18 protein-coding genes and 1 riboswitch are annotated in these 22,071 nt (G+C 31.5%); of the genes, 4 read left to right on the top strand and 14 right to left on the bottom strand.

Annotated features, from left to right (window positions below):
- Positions 1–47 precede the first annotated feature (47 nt).
- The 4 genes from C820_RS02370 to putP all read right to left on the bottom strand — a co-directional run bounded on the left by C820_RS02370 (position 48) and on the right by putP (position 4,662).
- The gene (locus tag C820_RS02370) at positions 48–1,475 is read right to left on the bottom strand and encodes a hypothetical protein (protein WP_004035656.1); all 1,428 of its coding nucleotides are present in this window, start codon (positions 1,473–1,475) and stop codon (positions 48–50) included.
- A gap of 23 nt (positions 1,476–1,498) precedes the next feature.
- A complete protein-coding gene (locus C820_RS02365) occupies positions 1,499–2,719 on the bottom strand; it encodes a 6-phosphofructokinase (protein ID WP_004035658.1) in 1,221 nt (406 codons plus the stop codon).
- A 13-nt stretch (positions 2,720–2,732) separates the two neighbouring features.
- The gene (locus C820_RS02360) at positions 2,733–3,023 is read right to left on the bottom strand and encodes a putative quinol monooxygenase (protein ID WP_004035659.1); all 291 of its coding nucleotides are present in this window, start codon (positions 3,021–3,023) and stop codon (positions 2,733–2,735) included.
- A 157-nt stretch (positions 3,024–3,180) separates the two neighbouring features.
- Positions 3,181–4,662 (bottom strand): sodium/proline symporter PutP, encoded by a 1,482-nt coding sequence (putP, locus tag C820_RS02355; RefSeq protein WP_004035661.1) that lies wholly within the window; start codon positions 4,660–4,662, stop codon positions 3,181–3,183.
- Positions 4,663–5,031: 369 nt separating this feature from the next.
- Here putP and C820_RS02350 point away from each other — a divergent pair, with 369 nt between their 5' ends.
- Positions 5,032–5,952 carry a DMT family transporter gene (locus C820_RS02350; RefSeq protein WP_004035662.1) on the top strand — a complete coding sequence of 307 codons (921 nt, stop codon included), beginning with the start codon at positions 5,032–5,034 and terminating at the stop codon, positions 5,950–5,952.
- Between the two features lie 83 nt (positions 5,953–6,035).
- Here the strand turns inward: C820_RS02350 and C820_RS02345 are convergent, their stop codons facing one another.
- Positions 6,036–6,590: a rubrerythrin family protein gene (locus C820_RS02345; protein WP_004035663.1), complete on the bottom strand. Its 555-nt coding sequence runs from the start codon at positions 6,588–6,590 to the stop codon at positions 6,036–6,038.
- 305 nt (positions 6,591–6,895) lie between these two features.
- Between C820_RS02345 and C820_RS02340 the strand changes: the two genes are divergently transcribed.
- Together C820_RS02340 and C820_RS02335 are read left to right on the top strand one after the other, a co-directional pair.
- Entirely contained in the window at positions 6,896–8,551 is a 1,656-nt protein-coding gene (locus tag C820_RS02340; RefSeq protein WP_004035665.1) for a SulP family inorganic anion transporter, read from the top strand.
- A 12-nt stretch (positions 8,552–8,563) separates the two neighbouring features.
- Positions 8,564–8,974, top strand: coding sequence for a hypothetical protein (locus C820_RS02335; RefSeq protein ID WP_004035666.1), 411 nt, complete (start codon positions 8,564–8,566; stop codon positions 8,972–8,974).
- Positions 8,975–9,039: 65 nt separating this feature from the next.
- Here the strand turns inward: C820_RS02335 and recA are convergent, their stop codons facing one another.
- The 7 genes from recA to C820_RS02300 form a co-directional block, all read right to left on the bottom strand.
- On the bottom strand, positions 9,040–10,182 hold the full coding sequence (recA, locus tag C820_RS02330) for a recombinase RecA (RefSeq protein ID WP_004035667.1): 1,143 nt from the start codon (positions 10,180–10,182) through the stop codon (positions 9,040–9,042).
- Between the two features lie 75 nt (positions 10,183–10,257).
- The gene (locus C820_RS02325) at positions 10,258–11,136 is read right to left on the bottom strand and encodes a DMT family transporter (protein WP_004035670.1); all 879 of its coding nucleotides are present in this window, start codon (positions 11,134–11,136) and stop codon (positions 10,258–10,260) included.
- The gene (locus tag C820_RS02320; RefSeq protein ID WP_004035672.1) at positions 11,133–12,365 is read right to left on the bottom strand and encodes a competence/damage-inducible protein A; all 1,233 of its coding nucleotides are present in this window, start codon (positions 12,363–12,365) and stop codon (positions 11,133–11,135) included. Before C820_RS02320 ends, C820_RS02325 begins: the two co-directional genes overlap by 4 nt.
- 287 nt (positions 12,366–12,652) lie before the next feature.
- Positions 12,653–13,186, bottom strand: coding sequence for a CDP-diacylglycerol--glycerol-3-phosphate 3-phosphatidyltransferase (gene pgsA / locus C820_RS02315; protein WP_035296412.1), 534 nt, complete (start codon positions 13,184–13,186; stop codon positions 12,653–12,655).
- On the bottom strand, positions 13,170–14,528 hold the full coding sequence (gene rimO, locus C820_RS02310; protein WP_004035677.1) for a 30S ribosomal protein S12 methylthiotransferase RimO: 1,359 nt from the start codon (positions 14,526–14,528) through the stop codon (positions 13,170–13,172). Before rimO ends, pgsA begins: the two co-directional genes overlap by 17 nt.
- 64 nt (positions 14,529–14,592) lie before the next feature.
- Positions 14,593–15,441 carry a bifunctional methylenetetrahydrofolate dehydrogenase/methenyltetrahydrofolate cyclohydrolase FolD gene (gene folD / locus C820_RS02305; RefSeq protein WP_004035679.1) on the bottom strand — a complete coding sequence of 283 codons (849 nt, stop codon included), beginning with the start codon at positions 15,439–15,441 and terminating at the stop codon, positions 14,593–14,595.
- A gap of 82 nt (positions 15,442–15,523) precedes the next feature.
- Positions 15,524–17,194 (bottom strand): formate--tetrahydrofolate ligase, encoded by a 1,671-nt coding sequence (locus C820_RS02300; RefSeq protein ID WP_004035680.1) that lies wholly within the window; start codon positions 17,192–17,194, stop codon positions 15,524–15,526.
- Positions 17,195–17,260: 66 nt separating this feature from the next.
- A riboswitch (ZMP/ZTP riboswitch) is annotated at positions 17,261–17,344 on the bottom strand.
- A gap of 97 nt (positions 17,345–17,441) precedes the next feature.
- Between C820_RS02300 and C820_RS02295 the strand changes: the two genes are divergently transcribed.
- The gene (locus tag C820_RS02295; protein ID WP_004035681.1) at positions 17,442–17,996 is read left to right on the top strand and encodes a hypothetical protein; all 555 of its coding nucleotides are present in this window, start codon (positions 17,442–17,444) and stop codon (positions 17,994–17,996) included.
- On the opposite strand, the gene C820_RS02290 is transcribed toward C820_RS02295, so the two are convergent.
- Both C820_RS02290 and C820_RS14640 read right to left on the bottom strand, forming a co-directional pair.
- Positions 17,993–18,487 carry a hypothetical protein gene (locus C820_RS02290; protein WP_004035682.1) on the bottom strand — a complete coding sequence of 165 codons (495 nt, stop codon included), beginning with the start codon at positions 18,485–18,487 and terminating at the stop codon, positions 17,993–17,995. The genes C820_RS02295 and C820_RS02290 overlap by 4 nt on opposite strands.
- Positions 18,488–18,552: 65 nt before the next feature.
- Complete coding sequence (locus tag C820_RS14640) at positions 18,553–21,912, bottom strand: DNA translocase FtsK 4TM domain-containing protein (RefSeq protein WP_004035687.1); 3,360 nt, start codon at positions 21,910–21,912, stop codon at positions 18,553–18,555.
- Positions 21,913–22,071 lie beyond the last annotated feature (159 nt).

Here is a 22,071-nt window from a genome sequence, read left to right as displayed (position 1 = left end):
AATCCACTATTTTGTGTGTAATAGTGGATTTTTTTTATTGTATAAATTTAGTTTTTAGCATGGAAATCTAATTTATAGAATGTTCTTTCTGGTTCACCACTTGGAGAAACACCATTTGTATACCATACTACTTTTCCATTAATACAAATAGGTTGACAATCAGAAGAAAGCATTCCCATAAAAGTAGTACCAGCTGTTAGTTCTTTTGATGTATTACCATTTTCATCTACTATTTTTACTTCCATATTACGAGGAGAACCTTCAGCAAATACTTCCCATAATAACATATAATTTCCATTTGGAAGTTTTGTAATATATGGTTTACTTGCAGATAAGTCTTCTTTACTATTTGCATAATTTGTAATATTTACTTGTTTTACATTTTTGCTATCTTTTTTATCTGTTATTAAAAGCATAACATCTCTTTTTGTAGAATTTCCATTATTTTGATTAATAGTGCTAACTGCAGCAATATAATTATTTTCAGAAACCTCAAAACCGCCTACTGTGACGCCTGTGTAATTGTTTCCTGTATTTCCTGCAATTTTGAGCATATCAACAGAGGAACACATACCATCTGATGAAAATTTTCCTTTGTTTAGTATTGTATTATATTTTGTAAGAACAACGGAACGAGGATAGGCATCTCCTAAATCAAGTGCTACTAATTTTCCGTCATCTACAGCAATATATTGGTCAAAAGAATGGCTGACATAACCATAGTCGGTATTCATTACTTTACTAAATTGGTCTGCAATTTCCATTTTATCAATATCTACACTGTATGTAATATTAGCTTGATGATTATAACCATCACGTGACTGATACATTTGATGACAAGAACGCACATATAAATAATTGTTATGTTCTGTCATTCTTAAAGAACCTACTTCAAATGGTTTTATTGTATTATTGTTGCTGTAATCTGCAGCTCCAATTTTTTCCCAATCTTTAGTATATTTTACTGTTTTAAAAGTAATTACATTATCATTTTCAGAAATGTTATTTTGTCCAAATACAATAAAATTGTATTTACTGCCACAATATACACCACCAAAAAGAGGTAATTCCATAGCGATTTTTTTATTTTTTATCCATTCGTATGTTTGGCTATTATATGTATCTATATTGATAGTATTATTACTAAAATCTATAACACAAAATGTATTATCATCATTAACATACATATAAGATGTCACAACTTTTCCATAATTTCCATAACCTTGATTATTTGGAGCAGTAGAAGTCAATACTTTTGTTTCGCCTCCACTGCTTTTAGAAATAGTAATCCAACCGTCAGGGTCTGTAGGCAGACGATGATTTGGAACATCAGAAGTCAACAATTTTACTGCTCCTTCGCTATTTTTAGAAATAGTAACCTCATCAGTGTCTGTAGACAGACGAGGAGAGGCTAAAACACTTGTAGACAGCACTATTATAGCTGTTGTAAAACAAATTACTTTTTTTAATAACATAATAAATCCCTCCTTCACTATATTTAAAATTTAAAATGAACAGGAACGCCGTTGCGATATGTGACAGGAAGTTCTCCTTGTACAAGAGGTAATATGTAGTCAATGAGTTCCTGTGTTACATCATTGCCTTGCTCTGTAATCCAATTTCTTGGTACAAATTTTACACGATTAGCAATTTTGCTAATAGGAGAAAATGTAATTTCAATTTGATAAGGTGTATTACTTGTTCTTTTAATACAAGCCATTTCGCCAGAAAAGCCACTTATTACTCTATCAGCAGCAGCATTTCCCAAAAGACGAGCTTCATGAATGTCAGAAGTACTTGCAATATGGGAAGCACATCTTTGCATAACATTTAATTCTATACTTCTAACTTTACAACCTATTTCATGACGTACAATTTCCTCTAAAAAACGTCCTGTGCCTGCAAGCATTTTATGTCCAAAATCATCTGTCTGTTGACTTTGCATAGCTTCTGCAATATAATAGCCTTCTTCATTTTTTAATCCTTCACTAATGGCAACTACAACAGCCATTCTTTCAGAAAGTTTACATTGTAAATCTTCTAAAAATTGCTCAATATCAAAAGGAAGTTCTGAAAGATAAATTAAATCAGGTGAAGCATGACCATTACATCTAGCCAAAGCAGATGCAGCTGTTAACCAGCCTGTATCTCTGCCCATTACTTCCACAATACTAACAGAAGGTCTTGCGTAAACATGACAATCGCAAGCAATTTCTGAAAATGTGGTAGCAATGTATTTTGCAGCAGAGCCAAAGCCAGGACAATGGTCTGTTTCAGCTAAGTCATTATCTATTGTTTTAGGAGCTCCAATAATTTTAATATCATTAATATTTTTTGCCTTACAATAAGAAGCTAATTTTTCTACAGTATCCATAGAGTCATTGCCTCCTATGTATACAAAGTATCCTATGTTGTGTTTTCTTAGTACAGATATTATTTTTTCATATTCTAAACTACTTTCTTTCCAGTCGGATAATTTCATACGACAAGAACCTAATGCAGAAGAAGGTGTCTGACAAAGAAGTTGTAATGCTTCTGGATTAAAAAGAGTAGGCTTTAATTCTATCAGTTTGTCTGATAATATACCAAGTACGCCATTACGAGCACCATATACTTTTTCTATTGCTGTGCTTACAATACCCTTTTCAATAACACCACAAAGTGTTGCATTGATTGCCGCAGTAGGGCCGCCTGATTGTGCTACTAATAAATTTTTCATACGATTACCTTTCCTATATATTCATTATACGAAAATGATTTATTTGTTTTTGTTCTGTTCTACATTCTCTGATTTGTGGTACAAGTGTTTTAAAATGTTCTGTATTATTATGATACGATATTGCGTTTTCATCTTCCCATTGTTCTATAATGCAGTAATGGAGAGAATTTTGTGTATTTTGGTGTATTGTATAGGAAATACACCCTTTTTCTTTTCTACTTTCTTCTGCCATTTTTTTGACAATAGAAAGAAAAGTTTGCTGTTTTTGTTCCTGTATAATATTATTTGAAATAATTGTAATCATTTATAATCCCCTTTTAAAAATAGTATTATTACTATATTATAATTGTTTAGAGTTTTTTGCAATGCTAAAGTGTAAAAAGAATAAAATTATTTATTGTATAAACAATATAGACCTCGAACAACTTTGTTTTTCGAGGTCTATAAATAAATTTTGTAAATTATATATGACAATTTTTTAAAGAGTCAAATTCATCAGTCATGTCTTTTGAAGGAGGATTGTCTAATAAACTAAATATTACAATAGCTAATATAGAAGTTATTGCACCTGGTACCATTGCATAGATTTCAAATATGCCTCCTAAAGAGCCTAATAGTCCCCATACAATAGAAACAACACCACCAGTAATTACACCAGCAATAGCACCTTTTCTAGTCATACGTCTCCAATAAAGAGAAAGTAACACAGTAGGGCCAAATGCAGAACCAAAGCCAGCCCAAGCATAACTAACCAAACTGAATATACTGCTGTTAGGGTCTAAACCAATTACAACAGCAATCGCAGTAATAATTACCACTGTCATTCTGCTTAATTTCAAAAGTTCTGCATCTGTTGCAGAAGGTTTTACAAAAGCTTTGTAAATATCTTCTGAAATAGAAGAAGCTGTTACTAAAAGCTGAGAGTCTGCTGTACTCATTGTAGCAGCTAATATAGCAGAAAGAAGTATCGCTGCAATGACAGGGTGGAAAAGACGCATAGCCATTGTCATAAATACAGTTTCATGAGTACCCTCTGCCAGTGGTGGGTTTAGATAAGCAATACCAAAAATACCAACTAATATTGCAAAAGAAAGTGAAATAATTACCCATACCATAGCAATCAAGCGTGCAGGTGCGACTTCTTTAGAACTTCTAATTGCCATAAATCTTGCTAAAATATGAGGTTGTCCAAAATAACCAAATCCCCAACTGATACCAGTGATAACAACAAACCAAGAAATATTATTTCCATTTGGTATAATATTTAATATTCCTTCATGGCTTTGATTTACTATATCCATAGTAGTATCTAAACTCCCTATTGATTTTACTGCTGCAATAGGTATTATGATAATAGCAAAAAACATCAAAAGACCTTGAAATAAATCTGTCCAGCAAACTGCTTTAAATCCTCCTAAGCAAGTATAAATTACAACAATGACAGCACCCACTAAAAGCCCTGTTAAATAAGAAATACCAAAAACAGTCTGAAATAGTTTTGCTGCTGTGACGAAAGCAGAAGAAGTGTATACTAAAAAGAATACAATAATAAATAGTGCTGTAAGTATACGTAATGTTCTGGAAGTATCACGAAATCTTTGTTCAAAATAGTCAGGCATTGTTAAGGAGTTACCTGCAATTTCTGTATATTGACGCAATCTTTTTGCAATAATTTTCCAGTTTAAATACGTACCAATAGCAAGTCCTAAAGCTGTCCAAATAGCTTCTTGTGCTCCAGCGGTAGAAAGATAAGCAAGTCCTGGAAGACCTGTTAAAAGCCAGCCACTCATGTCTGATGCTTGTGCACTTAATGATGCGACCCAGACATTTAAAGAACGTCCACCTAAAATATAGTCAGACATATTTTCATTTTTATTTGAGAAATACATACCTATGGCTATCATAATGCCTATGTAAATCGCAAATATTACAACATAAATCATAGTATCTCCTCCTAAAATTTTAGAGCTTATAGAGTAGTTTATCCATTTTTTTATAATAAAAAACAGATAGCCAAAGCCACCTGCGAAATTTTCAAAAAATATCAATATAAAAATAGCAGGGGATAGCAAAAACTGCTATTAAAGAAAATGCCTCCATTCCTGACAATGTGTCAGAAACCCCCCTCGACATTTCTTTTTAAAGCTCTTTTTTCAATATGTTTATCATTATACAATCTTTTTTTAATATTAGCAATATTTTTTTAAATTTTTGGAGAAGTATATGAAATATTGTCAATTTAACATTGATTTTTTATAGCAATATGTTATGATACGAGAATGAAAATAATAAAAGAAAAAAGGTGTTATAGTATGGAACAACAAATAAAAAACAAATGGAAGGGATTTTTATTAGTTGCTTTTGGTGCTTGTTGTTGGGGTATTTCAGGTAATGTAGGACAATTTTTAAAAACAACAAGAGGATTTTCATTGGAATGGATTGTATCTTGTCGTTTGCTTGTAGGAGGATTTTTACTTTTATGCTATTTATTTCTAAAAGAAAATAAAAAGGTGTTTGAAATATGGCAGCAAAAAGAATGTAAAATAGCATTACCTATTTTTGCTGTATTTGGTATGTTACCTGCACAATATACTTATTTTGTGGCAATAAAATACTCTAATGCTGCTACAGCAACAGTATTGCAATATACAGGCCCTGTATTAATTGTACTTTATATGGCACTAAGACAAAAGAAGTTGCCTACTAAAGCAGAATGTATTGCAGTATTTTGTGCATTGTTTGGTACATTTTTGCTTGCTACAAATGGTAATTTACATAGTTTGGCATTGTCACCAAAAGCGTTATTTTGGGGAGTACTTTCTGCTTTTGCATTGGCGTTTTATACTATTCAGCCTAAAAAAATGTTAGAAAAATGGGAGTCATCTTTTGTAATAGGGTGGGGTATGCTTTTAGCAGGTATTGCAATTTCTCCTATTCACCCTATTACTAGTTTTACTGGTACAATGGACATAGGAGCAGTGATAGCAATGCTATTTATATTGTCATTTGGTACAATATTTGCTTTTTGTTGTTATTTGGCTGGTGTTGCCATTGTAGGAGCAACAAAAGGCAGCTTAATTGCCTGCTTAGAACCTTTATCTGCTACAGTAGTTTCTATTATTTGGCTCAAACAAAATTTTAGTTTTATAGATTTTGTAGGATTTGTATTTATTATTGCTACAATAGGTATATTGTCATTACCAAAAAGACAGCTCTCTTTAAAACAACAATAGTATAAAATAATTATTATATATAATTAAGAAATAGTCTGTCACATTTTTATAGTATGATAAGTGACAGACTATTTTAAAAAATATTATTTTAAAATTTCGCAAGGCTCAAAAGAACCAATGGCATGGCAAGTTGAACAAACATCAGGACGTTGTTCATATGTAGCACCACAAAACATACAACGATAGCCCATTACTTTTTGTTTTTGCTCTACTGTTACAGGTGTTTCTGTTGTCTTTTTACCTTTTTGCATTAAATGTAGCATTGCTTCTAAAAATCTTCTTTCATGATCATGTTCTATTTTAGCAATATTTTGAAAAAGCTGTGCTAATTCTGTAAGACCTTCTTCTTCTGCTGTTTTAGCAAAAGAGGGATACATATTTGTCCATTCTGAGTTTTCGCCAGAAGCAGCATCTTTTAAATTAGATAAACTATCAGAGAATTCACCATATAATGTTGTATATAGTAGTTTGGCATGAGTAGACTCATTTAGTGCCATTTTTTCAAATAATTCTGCAATTTCGTCATGACCTTCTTTTTTTGCTATTGCAGCAAAAAAAGTATATTTGTTGCGAGCTAAAGACTCTCCCATAAGTGCTGCTTTTATATTTTTTTCAGATTGTGTTCCTTTTATTTCCATAAATGTTACGCTCCTTTTTTATAATAATAAAAATTACTTAATAATTATTATTAAATATTATAGTATGTTTTTTAGTATATTTCAATATTTATTTATAAATATTTGTAACATATTTATTATAAAGCATTGTTTGTTTGGATTTTTAATGTTGTTTTTTTATATAAAACAACGTTTTCATGTATTTGTTCTATTCAAAGTATTAAGGTATATTGTAATATTACGAAATATTTGTTAAAATAAAAAAAGTTGCGTATTTCGTATACAAAGTTGTATTTTTTGATAGTATGAAAAAAGGGGGATTTATTGTGTTTTCTGCATTCCGAAAGGAATTAAAACAGGAGTTTAAAGGATATAATGGTGCGATACTTGCAAAAGATGCTATGGCAGGTTTGACAGTAGCAGCAGTAGCATTGCCATTAGCATTAGCATTTGGTGTTAGTAGTGGTGCAGATGCAGGTGCGGGATTGGTAACAGCAATTATTGCAGGTATTGTAATGAGTGTGCTTTCAGGAGCATATTATCAAATATCAGGACCAACGGGGGCAATGGCAGCAATATTGATGTCTATTATTGCTTCTTATGGCTTAGATGGTGTATTTGTTGCAACAATGTTAGCAGGTGTTTTTTTATTGCTTGCGGGTATATTTCATTTAGGAAAAATGACATCATTTATACCAGCACCTGTTATTACAGGATTTACATCTGGTATTGCGGTAATTATTGCATTAGGACAAGTAGATAACTTTTTTGGTGTAATGTCACAAGGAAGTAGTACATTAGAAAAAATATTAAGTTATAAAACATTAGGATTTTCTCCTAATATAACAGCAGTTGCTATAGGTGTATTCGTTATGATATTTATGTTTGTATTTCCTAAAAAATGGAATGCAATTGTGCCAGCATCATTAATTAGTATTATACTAGCAACAGCAGTTTCTATTGGTGTGGATTTAGATGTAGCAGTAGTAGGAGAAATACCAAAAACGTTACTACCAGAAAAAAGACTATTATTTTCTGCCATTAGTGTAGATAAAGTAACAGGATTGATTGCACCAGCATTTAGTATTGCAATATTAGGTATGATTGAAAGCTTACTTTGTGGTGCAAGTGCAGGTAGAATGACAGGAAAACAATTAGACAGTGACCAAGAATTAATTGCACAAGGTATTGGTAATCTGATATTGCCATTTTTTGGAGGAATTCCAGCTACAGCAGCAATCGCTCGTACTAGTGTAGCAATTAAATCTGGTGCAAAAACAAGATTAACAGGTGTTTTTCATGCAGTAGGACTTTTGATTTCAATGTTTTTATTGGGAGATGTTATGTCAAAAATTCCATTGGCAGCATTAGCAGGCGTTTTGATGGTAACAGCTTTTCGCATGAATGAATGGATTGCTATTCACTATATATTAACACATAAATTTAAAGGGGCAATGTTAGAATACATAGCAACAATGTTAGCAACAATATTATTTGACTTAACAACAGCGATTATTATTGGTGTATTAATTGGTCTGATATTCCTTGTAGTACAGCTTTCTCATATTGAAATCAATTATGAAAATGTGGATATGGCAAGAATGAAAGTGGACGACCCTGTACTTTGCGAAAGATATAATAATGCAAGAGTAGCTTATATTACAGGTCCTATGATATTTGCTAATACACAAACAGTAGCAGATATACCAAATCATTTACAAAATTGTGATACATTGCTGTTTTCTATGAGAGGGGTATCTAATATTGATATTTCTTGTGCTCAAATTATGATAGAATTGTTAGAAGATTTTCAAAAAAGAGGTATTGATGTAGTAGTTTGTGGTCTGCCTACTCGTGCTATGGAAATGATGCATAGAAGTGGTTTATATGATATGTTGGGAGAAGAAAATTTTTATTGGAGTGTAGAAAGAGCACTTTTGACAAATCGCCCACTACCTCCTATGAGAAAAACAGAAATATAAAAAGAGATATTTATGAGAAAATATATTTTCATTATTGTAACAATATGCTTTTTGTTTGTGTTAATGATTTGTAATAAAAATGACACAAAAATAATGACATCTGGAATTTATAAAATGAAATTAAGTCAAGAACAACAAAATAGTGAAAAAGTAGCACCAACAATTTCAATAGATACGAAACAAAAAAGTTTTATATTTTGTTATGATGCACTTTCTTATTATATGAATATTGGAATATATAAAATAAATGATAATATTTTGACTTGTACAACAAGTGATGATAAATATCATTATATATTTGAAATGATTGATGAAAATACATTGTGTTTTTTAGAAGAACAATCTTCTAAAATAACTATATTTGATACTACTTTTGGTGTTGTACCACAAAATGGTGCAATATTTGAAAAAATAGAAAAATAATATACTTTAGTTTAGGGCAATATAATAGCAGAAATTTTAATTTCTGCTATTATATTTATACTATATTATTCGTTTTCTTCTATATTGTCTGTTTTCTGTTGTTCTAAATCGTCAAATTGTTCAGAAAGTATTTCATTTTCTTGTTGTTCTTCAATTTCTTCTAAAATTTGGCCATCTACAGGTAAATGATAATATTTTCTAACTTCCATTTCAATTTCTTTACATTGTTCTGGATGCTCTTTTAAATAAATTTTAGCATTTTCTCTACCTTGCCCTATGCGTGTTTCTTTATAAGAATACCATGCACCACTTTTATTTATGACATCAATTTCTGCTGCTAAATCTAATATATCACCTTCTTTTGAAACACCTTGTCCATACATAATATCAAATTCTGCTGTTTTAAAAGGTGGGGCTACTTTATTTTTAGCAATTTTTACTTTTGTACGATTACCAACAACGCTATCTCCTTGTTTGAGTGCGTCTGCTTTTCTAATATCTATACGAACAGAAGCATAAAATTTTAATGCTCTACCTCCTGTTGTTGTTTCTGGATTACCAAATGTAATACCTATTTTTTCACGAAGCTGGTTTATAAATACTACAGAACATTTCGATTTATTTGTAATACCTGTCAATTTTCTTAATGCCTGTGACATTAGTCTTGCTTGCAGTCCCATATGAGAGTCGCCCATTTCTCCCTGTATTTCAGCACGTGGTACAAGTGCTGCTACAGAGTCTACAATTACAATATCCATTGCACCACTTCTAACCATAGTTTCTGCAATTTCAAGTGCCTGTTCGCCATCATCTGGCTGTGAAATATATAGGTTGTCAATATCTACTCCTAATGCTTTAGCATATACAGGGTCCATAGCATGCTCTGCATCAATATAACCTGCGATACCATCTTGTTTTTGTACTTCTGCAACCATATGAAGTGCCATAGTTGTTTTACCAGAAGACTCAGGACCATATACTTCTATAATTCTACCTTTTGGAATACCTCCCACACCTAAAGCAATATCTAGACTTAATGAACCTGTAGGAATTACTTCTACATTCATTTTTGCAGAATTATCTCCTAATTTCATAACAGAACCTTTTCCAAACTGTTTTTCAATATAAGTTAATGCTGCTTCTAATGCTTTTTGTTTATCTTCTGGTTTAATTTCTTCAAATTTTTTAGAACCTTTTTTTTCTGCCATAGTTATGAAGCCACCCTTTCTGCTATCAAAAATATCGAACTTATGTTCTTATTATAAATCAAAACTCTATTTTCGTCAACCATTGTTTTTGATGCTATTTGTATTTGGTTTTTTCTCCGCTAATATTACTGCAAAAAATATAATTGCACAGCCTGCATATTCTCTCAATGATAAACGTTCTCCATACAACACTGCTGCAAAAATAGAAGCAAAAACAGACTCTGTTGTTAATATGATTGCAGCACTAGAGGGCTTTGTATATTTTTGCCCTATTGACTGCAATACAAAATATATTGCAGTACAAACTATTCCTAAAAGTAAAAAGTATTTTAATGCAGATAATGTAATAACGGGAAAAGTAATATTATATTGTTTTAGCACTACAATAAAGGATAATACCAATACAACAATATGTTCTACTAATGCTAAATGAAGTGCATCTCCTTGTTTCAAAAACTTATCCATAAATGTCATTTGAAATGCAAATGCTACAGAAGAACCAAATGACAATATCATACCTAAGCCACCATGTAAACCATTTGTATCAGAAAGTACAGTAATTCCTACCATTGTAAGTGCTGCTGATAGAAAACAAATCGTATTTGGCTTTTTATGAAATATACCCCAAAGTATAAAAGGCACTATAACTGCTGGTAAAGAGCCTAAAAAAGCATTTACAGAAGGTGTTGTGTATTGCAGACCTAATATCAAAAGTGCAAAAACCCAAAATAAAAATATACCTAATATACTTCCATTTTTCCATTCTTGTACTGTAATGTGCTTTAATTGTTTATAATAAACAATACAAAGCAATATCGTCGCTATCAAAAAGCGTACCATAATAATTTGAAAAGCACTATATTGCATTTCCAAAAGATATTTTAAAAATACAAAACCTGTACCTCCTACTGCAGATGCTCCAATCAGCATAATATCGCCTTTGTATTGTCTCATTTCAAAAGTTCCCTTCTTAACCAATCCAATGCAGTGTAAACTGTTCTGACACGTATTTTTTCTCTATTGCCTACAAAATGACATTCTTTTGTTTTTGTCACACCATCTATTGTTAAACCAATATAAACTAATCCTACTGGTTTTTGTTCTGTTCCTCCGTCTGGCCCTGCAACGCCTGTTGTAGATAGTCCTATATTTGTACCTGCTGTTTTTGCTGCACCTTCTGCCATTTCTTTTGCAGTTTCTGCACTAACAGCACCATATTTTTGAAGAGTTTCTGATTTTACACCTAATCTATTCTGTTTTGAAGCATTAGAATAAGTAACGCAGCCATCTAAAAATACAGAAGAAATACCTGCATATTCTACTAATGCAGAAGCAATTGCTCCGCCTGTACAGGACTCTGCTGTAGAAATTGTTTTTTGTTTTTTTAACAAAAGTTCTGCCACTACTGTCTGCATATTTGTTTCTCCTTCTGCATAAATGTTGTGTTCAAAACGACGATATATTTCTTCTGCAACAGGTGCTATCAATTCTTCTGCTTGCTGTTTATTTTGTGCTTTTGCTGTAATTCTTAAAAGTGACTCAGAATCTTTGGCATAAGGTGCAATGGTTGGATTTGTTTGATTATCAATTAAATCTTTTACCATAGTTTCCATAGCACTTTCTCCTACTCCAGCAATACGCAATACACGAGATACAAATGTATATTCTTGTTTTTGTGATAAAAATGGTTTCACTTGTTTTTCAAACATAGGTACAGTTTCTTTAGGAGGACCAGGTAGCATAACCAATATTTTATTATTTTTTTCTATAATAATACCAGGTGCTGTACCATTATCATTATAGAGTACTTTACTATTTTTAGGTACATAAGCTTGTTTTCTATTATTTTCTGTCATTTTTCTACCTGTTTTGTTAAAATAATTTTCTATTCTTTTCAATGCTCTTTCATCAAGAACTAATTCTTCTTCAAAATATTTTGCACCTGTTTCTTTTGTGAGGTCATCTTCTGTAGGGCCAAGTCCTCCTGTTGTAATAATGACATTTGCTCTTGAAAATGCGTGAAATATAGTGTTTTCTAATCTTTCTGGATTATCTCCTACGACAGTCTGATAATATACATCAATACCTAATTTTGCTAATTGTAGTGCTAAATATTGTGCATTTGTGTTTAGTATGTCGCCTAATAATATTTCTGTTCCTACTGCAATAATTTCTGCTTTCATTATAAATTCCTCCTTTATTATTGATATAGAAAGCCTTGTCAAAACTTTATCATACAAACTATTTTTATACAAGTATATCCAATGGTGTTTTGTTTCATATATCTGAAATATTAATACATAATTTTCTGTTTTATTTTTATGATAACATTTTTAGAAAAATTCTGCTGCCATTTTTACTATTAGTTGCTATAGTCAATTGTTTATATTTTACTATTATTTGTGTAAAGTACTTTTTGATAATAAAAAAATAAGCCAAAGTAATATATACTTTGGCTTTATCAATAAAATTATCCTTTTAAAACATTTTTATTTTTTACAATATAATCCACACCAGACACTATAGTAAAAAATGTTGCTAGTAGTATCAATATAAATTCTATTATTTCCATACCGTTTATATTAAGTAAAACAACAATAATCATTATCATTTGTGTTGTGGTTTTAATTTTGCCCCACCAACTTGCTGCCATAACAATATTTGCTTCCATAGCAAGCGTACGAAATCCTGTAATAGCAAATTCTCTGCTTAATATAATAATTGCTACCCAAGCAGGTAAGTCATCTAATTCTACCATAGCAATCAATGCAGAACATACTAGCAATTTATCTGCTAAAGGGTCCATAAATTTGCCAAAATTAGTTACCATGTTTCTACTTCTTGCAATATATCCATCTAAAAAATCTGTAATAGATGCCACAATAAATATTGCTACTGCAACATATCTATCAAAAGGCTCTGAAAGAAAAGAAGAAAGCAATACTATTAAAAATACAGGTATCAGCACAACACGAAGTGTTGTTAACTTATTTGCTAAATTCATTTCCATAATATAACTCTCCAATCAAATCGTAGTCACTTGCTTCTTTTACAGCCACTTTTATAAAATCTCCAGAAAGTAACTCTTCTTCTGATGAAAAAAATACAAGTCCATCAATATCTGGTGCGTCCTGCATTGTTCTACCACAATAAATATTTTCTTGAGGTAATTTTCCCTCTACAATTACTTCTTTTATGGTATTGATTTGCTTTTGACAGTATTGTGCAGATATAGATTTCTGTAATTCCATAACAGCATTTTTTCTCTGTTCTTTTATTTCTTCTTCTATTTGATAGTCCATATTTGCCGCTGGTGTGCCTTCTTCTTGAGAATAACAAAATACACCTAATTTTTCAAAACGCATTTCTTGTGTAAACTGCATTAAGTCCTCAAATTCCTGTTGTGTTTCTTGAGGAAATCCTACTATAAATGTAGTACGTATAGCAATATCAGGCATAGCTTCTCTTAATTTTGTTATTTTTTCTTTTAATATTTTTTGAGTGCTTTTTCTACCCATTTTTTTTAATATAGTATCATTAGCGTGTTGTATAGGTAAGTCAATATAATGACATATTTTAGATTGTTTTGCCATAACTTGTATTGTTTCATCTGTAAGTGTTTCAGGATAACAATATAAAAGACGTATCCATGCAATGTCTTCCACAGCACAAAGTTTTTCCAAAAGTATATGCAGTTTTGGCTCGCCATATAAATCTCTACCATAGATAGAAGTATCTTGTGCCACAATAACAATTTCTTTTACACCTTGTTTTGCTAATAATTTTGTTTCTTCTACAAGGCTTTCTATTGTACGACTTCTATGCTTTCCCCTCATACTGGGTATGGCACAATAAGTGCAGTGATTATCACAACCTTCTGATATTTTTAAATATGCGTAATAACCTGCTGTAGAAACCATACGAAGTTTTGCATTTTCATTTATCATAGCTTTGTCAATGCTTTGAATATGTTTTATACTTTTTTCCCCTTGTAATATACGATTTGCTACTTCTGCAATATCTTCATATGCTGTTGTGCCTACTATAGCATCAACTTCTGGCATTTCTTGAAATATTTCTTTTTCATATCTTTGCCCTAAACAACCTGCTACAATAATACCTTTACAAACAGCATTTTTTTTGTATTCTGCCATTTCTAATATGGTTTCAATACTTTCTTCTAGAGCATCTTTTATAAAACAGCAGGTGTTTATTACAATTAAATCTGCTTTTTGTTCATCAGCTACGATTTCAAAGCCGTTTTTACGCAATATTCCTAACATTACTTCACTATCTACTCTATTTTTGTCACACCCTAAAGAAGTAAATGCAACTGTTGCTGCCATATGGTATCCTCCCTTACTGCTTTCGCAACTTTTATTAAAAAATAAAAACTTTCTTTTATCACTATTATGATTGTTTTTTTGCTGCTGTCAAGCAATTTTTCATAAGCATAGCGATAGTCATAGGCCCAACACCACCTGGTACTGGTGTAATTGCTCCTGCTACTTGTTTTACTTGTTCAAAATCTACATCACCGCAAAGTTTTCCTTGCTCATCTCTGTTCATGCCTACATCAATTATTACTGCACCTTGTTTTATCATATCTTTTGTTAATGTATTTCTTTTTCCTGTTGCTACTACGATAATGTCTGCACGTCTGCATACCTCTGCTAAATTTTTTGTTTTGGAATGACATATTGTAACAGTAGCGTTTTGCTGAAGTAAAAGCATTGCTACAGGTTTTCCTACAATGTTGCTTCTGCCTATTACAACACATTCTTTTCCAGTAATGTCACAATCGCTTCTTTTTATCAATTCTAATATACCTGCTGGTGTGCAAGGTAAAAATCCCTCTCCTCCTGTATGCAATGCCCCTACATTTTGAGGGTGAAAACAATCTACATCTTTTTCTGGTGATATAGCTAATATTACTTTGGTATCATCAATGTGCTTTGGTAAGGGTAATTGTACTAATATACCATTTACTTTTTTATCATCGTTTAATTTTTGTACTAATTCCAATAATTCTGCTTCTGTAGTGGTTTCTGGTAGTTCATAAGATATAGAAGCAATACCACAATTTTCACAAGCCTTTTTTTTGTTGTTTACATATACTTTAGAAGCACTGTTTTCTCCTACAAGCACTACAGCAAGACATGGAATGATGCCACTTATTTTTAATTGTTCTACTTCTGTTTTGACTTCTTGTTTTATGTCTGATGAAATTGCTTTTCCATCAATTATTTTTGCACTCATAATTAACCTCCATAATTTATAAAACTTTGAAACAAACCCAAGCGTTTGCTTGGGCTTGTTTGTAAAAAATATTATTTTGATTTTAGAACAATCCTACAATATTTCCACTTTCATCAATATCAATATTTAATGCTGCAGGTGCTTTTGGCAATCCTGGCATTGTCATAATATCCCCTAAAAGTGCTACAATAAATCCTGCACCAGCAGAAATACGTATTTCTTTTACTGTTACAGTAAATCCTTCTGGTCTGCCTAAAACATTAGGGTCATCAGAAAGAGAATACTGTGTTTTTGCCATACAAACAGGAAAATGTTCAAAACCTAATTTTGTAATCTGTTGTAATGTCTTTTTTGCTGCTGGTGTAAAGTTTACAGCACCTGCACCGTAAATTTCTTTACAAACTTTATTTATTTTTTGTTCAATTGTCATATTATCTTCATATAACAATGTAAAATTACTTTTTTTGTTTTCTAATGTGTGCAATACTTTTTGTGCCAATGCTTTGCCACCAGCACCGCCATCTGCCCAAACATGAGCTACTTCAAAATCTGCTCCCATTTCTTCACAACGTTGTTTTATATAAGCAACTTCTGCATCTGTATCTGCTACAAAATGGTTCAATGTAACAATAACAGGTACGTTGAATTTTTGTATATTTTCAATATGCTTTTCTAAATTTACAAAGCCTCTTTTTAATGCTTCTAAGTTTTCATTGCTTAAGTCAGCTTTTGCAACACCACCATTATATTTTAATGCTCTTACTGTTGCTACTAATACTACTGCATCTGGTTTTAATGCTGTTTTACGACATTTAATATCGAAGAATTTTTCTGCACCTAAATCTGCACCGAAACCTGCTTCTGTAACAACATAGTCTGCTAATTTTAATGCAGTTTGTGTTGCTCTAACACTGTTACAACCATGAGCAATATTTGCAAATGGTCCACCATGTATTAATGCAGGTGTATTTTCTAATGTTTGTACTAAATTAGGTTGTAAAGCATCTTTTAACAATGCTGTCATAGCGCCATCTGCACCTATATCATGTGCTGTTACAGGCTCATCATTATAATTATAGCCAACAATAATTTTACCTAACATTTGTTTTAAATCTTTTAAATCTTTTGCTAAACAGAATATTGCCATAATTTCAGATGCTACTGTAATTTGAAAACCGTCTTCACGAGGTACACCGTGTGCTTTTCCTCCTAAACCAACTACTACTTGACGTAATGCTCTGTCGTTCATATCTAATACACGTTTCCAAACAATTCTTCTTACGTCAATATTGCAAGCATTGCCTTGTTGAATGTGGTTGTCTACCATAGCAGAAAGTAAATTGTTTGCTGTTGTGATAGCGTGTAAATCTCCTGTAAAGTGTAAATTAATGTCTTCCATAGGTACGACTTGTGCATAACCGCCTCCTGCTGCACCACCTTTAATACCCATACAAGGACCAAGAGAGGGTTCTCTTAATGCTGCAATAGCGTTTTTGCCCAGTTTTTGAAGTGCTTGTGTTAAGCCTATTGTTACAGTTGTTTTACCTTCTCCTGCAGGAGTAGGATTGACTGCTGTTACTAATATTAATTTGCCATCTTTGTTCTCTTTTATTTTGTCATAGTATTCACTACTGATTTTTGCTTTGTATTTTCCGTAACATTCAATGTATTCTGTAGGAATACCTGCTTTTTGTGCGATTTTTTCAATGTGTTCCATAGTACACTCTTGTGCAATTTGTAAATCTGTTTTCATGAAGACATCTCTCCTTTTCATTTTCAAAAACACTATTTAGCCTATTAAAAAAAGCCAACAGGCTGAGCAGTTTGCCCAGACGGTCGGCATAATTTACAAGTCATACTCCATGTGGTTTTATTTCCACTTCCGTCAGTCATATGACATTAAAGTTATGTTACTATAATCAAATACTTTTGTCAACAAATATCTCTAATGATTGCATAAAATGTTTTTTAGTTGTATGATGATAAAAAGGGGGAATATTATGTTGATAGTACAAAGTGTAAAACTTACTTGGGACAAAATGGAAAGAGGTGCAAAATTTGCAAATGCACGAAAACAATTTCCTTTTGCCTATGTATTACCCCAAACAGATACATACGATAATGTTATGTTGCATAATCAATATTTTTATCAACATAATACAAAATTTATAAATACATCTCATACTAGAAAAAAAATTTATTGTTATTCTTCTATTGAAAAATTGCATTTACATAATGTTACTATCTGCCAAAATCAATATGAATATGAAATTTGTTATCATAACTATAGAAGAGGACATAATAAAGACTATCATAATATACAATCTCAATATTATAGAAAAAATTGTATCAATGAAGTTGCTTTTATATTAAAACAATATCAATATGGTCGTATCATATGGAATGAACGTAGTATAGATTGGGATGGAATATGGAATTACAATATTTATATATATAATTTTTATGTTGCAGATAAAATGCCTCAAAATAATATTTTTGTTTCTTGTGCTCCTGATTTTGTTTATAAACAAATGGCAATGTTGTATAAACATTAGGAATTGTTACATATATGACACCCAAATATTGTAAGTAATGTATGGTGTTTAGAACACTTGTAATAATAAAGCTGTTCTTCTGAAAGCCATTGCTGTAATATTTCATTTTGAATATATGTTGTATTCATATTTGATACAAGTTCAATAAATTTATCAATACAGTAAAAAAGCATTTCTTCATTTGGTGTATAGTTTAAATACTCCCACATCAATTTATTTTTTACTTCTAAAGCTGTTTTGATTAAAAATGATTTATCTTGTTCAAATGTCTGTATATCCCAAGGCATATCACAAATAGCAAATCCTACTGCTCCTATGCCAACTTTACTTTGGTCTTTTTCTGACAACCATATAATAAGATTTTTTTGTTGTTGTGTTTGAGCAATTTGAGAACCACTTAGTAACATTACATCAATAAAAACAGATGTTAAGCCATTACTCATAGAAATATATTCACTACATTTTTTATGAAGCATAATAATATTTGACACAATATCTTCTCCTTATTTAAAAAAATGCAGTATTTGTGATAAAGCAAATACTGCATTTTTAAAATTTATTCTAGTTCTGTTGTTTCTTCCCATTGTTGTTTTGTAAGAAGTACTTTTCTAGGTCTACTGCCTTCTTCTTGTCCTACAATACCTTTCTGTTCTAATGCTTCCATAAGCCTTGCTGCTCTATTATAACCTATTCTGAATTGCCTTTGAAGCATAGAAGTAGAAGCTTTTTGTTTTTGTATCACAAGTTCTACAGCACTGTCAAAAAATTCGTCTTCATTTTCTGTATCTGTATCTGTTTTTGCTGTTGCTGTAATTTTATCAATCATTTCTTTATCGTATTGTTTTGTGTTGTCAGTTTTTACAAACTGTACAATGCTTTCTACTTCTTTATCTGATAAAAAAGCACCTTGTATTCTGACTGGTTTGCTCATTCCTTGAGGGTAGAATAACATATCTCCTTTTCCAAGTAGTTTTTCTGCTCCTGTCATATCCAATATAGTACGTGAATCAATACCTGAAGATACTGCAAATGCCAAACGAGAAGGAATATTTGCCTTTATTACTCCTGTAATGACATCTACAGAAGGCCTTTGCGTTGCTATAATTAAGTGCATACCTGCTGCACGTGCCATCTGTGCCAATCTGCATATAGAGTCCTCCACTTCTCCAGGTGCTGCCATCATTAAATCAGCCAATTCATCAATAATAATGACAATTTGAGGCATAAAATCACTTTCACCTTTTTCTTTTTTCATAGCATTATAGCCTTTTATATCACGAACACCATTTTCTGCAAAATCGTTATATCTTTCAAGCATTTCACGAACTGCCCAATTTAATGCCGCAGAGGCTTTTTTAGGGTCTGTCACAACAGGTATAAGTAAATGAGGAATACCATTATAAATACTTAACTCCACTACTTTAGGGTCTACTAAAAGCAATTTTACTTCTTCTGGTTTTGCTTTATATAATATACTTGTAATAAGTGTGTTAATACAAACGCTTTTGCCAGAACCTGTTGCACCTGCAATCAATAAATGGGGCATTTTAGCTATGTCTGTTACAATAGGTTGTCCAGTAATGTCTTCTCCCAATGCAAAAGCAAGTTTTGAAGGAAATTTTTGAAATGTTTCACTTTCCAAAACACTTCTTAATGAAACTGATTGTGCTTCTTTATTAGGTACTTCTATGCCTACTGCTGCTTTGCCTGGAATTGGTGCTTCTATACGAATACCAGAAGCTGCTAAATTTAATGCAATGTCATCTGCTAAATTCACTATTTTGCTTACTTTTACTCCTTGACTAGGGGAAAGTTCATATCTTGTAACAGTAGGCCCTTTGTTAATTTGTATGACTTTTGCATCTACACCAAAGCTTTTTAGTGTTGTTTCTAACTTTTTGGCATTAACAAGCATTTCTGATTTTGACTCACTACTTTGTATTGCCTGTTTTCTACTAAGTAAATCAAAAGGAGGAAATATATATTCTTTTTTTGTTTGTTCTATTTCTTTTAATTGTTTTGTTTCTTCTAATGGCTCTATTTCTTCTAATTGTTGTGGTATTTCTTCTATTTCCTGTGTTTCATTGATTTGCTGTGTTGGTGTTTCTTCTATTTGTGGTATATTTTCTATTTGTTCTATTTCTTGTTTTTGTTCCATTTGCTGCTGTTCCATTTGTTCTATTGTGATTTCATTTATATTTTGTTGTTGCTGTAAATTTTCTGTTTGTTCTGTATTATTTTGAATTTGTTCTTTTTTCTGTTGGTTATCATTTATTTCTTCTGTATGTAAAGTTTCTGTTACTTCTGACTGTTCTATAACATATTGCTGTTTAGATATTTCATCAGATTTTTGTATTATGGTGTCTTCTGCTTCTACTTCTTCTGTTTTTTTTTGTGCTATTTCTTCTATTTGCTCTGTATCGTCTTCTGCTAAAACAAGTGATAAACCATTGCTTTGTGGTATTTCTTGCTCCTGTTCTGCCCAATCTGCTATAATTTCCATAATATCTTGTGTATTTTCGTTTGCATTTTGAGTTACTTTTTCTACTTCTTCTTCAAAATGAATACTATTAAGCAGTGCTAATACATCTGCAATATCTTCTGTATCACTTTTTACTTCTTCTGCTTGTTCTAGAGGTTGATTTTGTTCTTCTTCAAATATCATATAACGAACAGTATTTGTTTGATTTTGTTCTTCTGTATTTTGCTGTTGCGTTAATTCTTGTTTGCTATCTATATTTTGCTTATCTGATGATATTTGATTTTGCTGTTGTAATTGTTGTTGCTGTTGTCTTTCTAATTCTAATAGTTTTTGTTGCTGTCTTTCTAGCTCTCTGAGCTTTTCTCTTTCTATTCTTCTACGACGCATTTCTTCTCTTTTTTCTTTTTCTGCATCTGTTTGTATATCTGATTGAGTTTCTACATTATTTACTTCATTTACTTCCATATCAGGTGCTTGTTGATATGGTTGTTCTACAATATTTTGCTGCTGTTCTGCCAATACTTCACTTTCTGTTTTACCATAGTCAAATATAACAGGTGTTTTTGGTGCAGCCTCTAATACTGAAGTTTGTTCTTGTTTATTTTTATTTTGAAATACCATTGCTTCAACAATAGGGATTTCTTCTCTATTTTGATTATAACCCTCATCTGCACGCAGCAATATATTAAAATTTCCTTTTTGTTTTGCTTTATTTTTTGTATTTTGATTTTTCTGCATTTTTTTATGAGATTTAGGCTGAGGCTGAGGTTTTATTTGAGGTTTAGGCTGAGGTTTAGGTTGTGTTTTTGGTACTTTAGGTACTACTTGTAATGGTATTTCTTTTACTTTAGATGTTTGCATTTGTTGTCGTCTTTCATGGTATTGCTTTTTTTTATTTTTTACCCCTTTAAAAAAAGATTTTCCTGTTGACATAATAAGCGAAATAAGTAGTATAGCACTCCAAATAATACCTGCACCAATTTTACCAAATGCTTTTTTTACAATACCACCTAATATTCCTCCTAGTACACCACCATTAGTAAATTCTCCCTCTTGATAGTAAGACTGTATAATTTCTGCTAAATTTGCCATAATAGACGTTTCAATGGGATTGATAACGTGTGCTAATGCACTAATTGTAACGAGAAAAAGTGCTATTCCTGCAACACGTACTTCTCGATTTTTCTTTTGTTCGCTGCCCAAAAGCCAACAACAATATATAATAACTGACAAAGGCAATAATATGCTGCTAATACCTAAAAGTCCTTTTAGACCGCTCCCTAATGCAGTGCCTAATATACCCATTTTTTTGGTGAGTAAACTAATCAACACAACAATACAAATAACTACAATAATAATTAGTATTACTTCATCTATCATACTATCACCAAAACGCTGCTGTTGTTGCTCTGTTTTTGTTTTTTGTTTCGCCATGTATTACACCTCTTTTATATATAAATTTAAAGTAATTATAGAAATAAAAAAGAGATTTCTATGATTTTCCTTTTCAAAATCTTCCAAGTCTCCAATTTGATATTATATCATAAATGTTATTATTTTGTACAATTCTTTTGAAAAAAATAAAAAAGAAAG

The sequence above is a fragment of the Clostridium sp. MD294 genome (genome assembly GCF_000364165.2).
Lineage (GTDB): Bacteria > Bacillota > Clostridia > Lachnospirales > Anaerotignaceae > Coprocola.
Note: the sequence above shows the minus strand (reverse complement) of the source record. Positions and strands in the feature narration are given on the sequence as shown.

Coding starts and splice junctions, on each gene's coding strand:
- C820_RS02370 (WP_004035656.1), bottom strand. CDS start 1,475: ATGTTATTAAAAAAAGTAATTTGTTTTACAACAGCTATAATAGTGCTG.
- C820_RS02365 (WP_004035658.1), bottom strand. CDS start 2,719: ATGAAAAATTTATTAGTAGCACAATCAGGCGGCCCTACTGCGGCAATC.
- C820_RS02360 (WP_004035659.1), bottom strand. CDS start 3,023: ATGATTACAATTATTTCAAATAATATTATACAGGAACAAAAACAGCAA.
- putP (WP_004035661.1), bottom strand. CDS start 4,662: ATGATTTATGTTGTAATATTTGCGATTTACATAGGCATTATGATAGCC.
- C820_RS02350 (WP_004035662.1), top strand. CDS start 5,032: ATGGAACAACAAATAAAAAACAAATGGAAGGGATTTTTATTAGTTGCT.
- C820_RS02345 (WP_004035663.1), bottom strand. CDS start 6,590: ATGGAAATAAAAGGAACACAATCTGAAAAAAATATAAAAGCAGCACTT.
- C820_RS02335 (WP_004035666.1), top strand. CDS start 8,564: ATGAGAAAATATATTTTCATTATTGTAACAATATGCTTTTTGTTTGTG.
- recA (WP_004035667.1), bottom strand. CDS start 10,182: ATGGCAGAAAAAAAAGGTTCTAAAAAATTTGAAGAAATTAAACCAGAA.
- C820_RS02325 (WP_004035670.1), bottom strand. CDS start 11,136: ATGAGACAATACAAAGGCGATATTATGCTGATTGGAGCATCTGCAGTA.
- C820_RS02320 (WP_004035672.1), bottom strand. CDS start 12,365: ATGAAAGCAGAAATTATTGCAGTAGGAACAGAAATATTATTAGGCGAC.
- pgsA (WP_035296412.1), bottom strand. CDS start 13,186: ATGAATTTAGCAAATAAGTTAACAACACTTCGTGTTGTGCTGATACCT.
- rimO (WP_004035677.1), bottom strand. CDS start 14,528: ATGGCAGCAACAGTTGCATTTACTTCTTTAGGGTGTGACAAAAATAGA.
- folD (WP_004035679.1), bottom strand. CDS start 15,441: ATGAGTGCAAAAATAATTGATGGAAAAGCAATTTCATCAGACATAAAA.
- C820_RS02300 (WP_004035680.1), bottom strand. CDS start 17,194: ATGAAAACAGATTTACAAATTGCACAAGAGTGTACTATGGAACACATT.
- C820_RS02295 (WP_004035681.1), top strand. CDS start 17,442: ATGTTGATAGTACAAAGTGTAAAACTTACTTGGGACAAAATGGAAAGA.
- C820_RS14640 (WP_004035687.1), bottom strand. CDS start 21,912: ATGGCGAAACAAAAAACAAAAACAGAGCAACAACAGCAGCGTTTTGGT.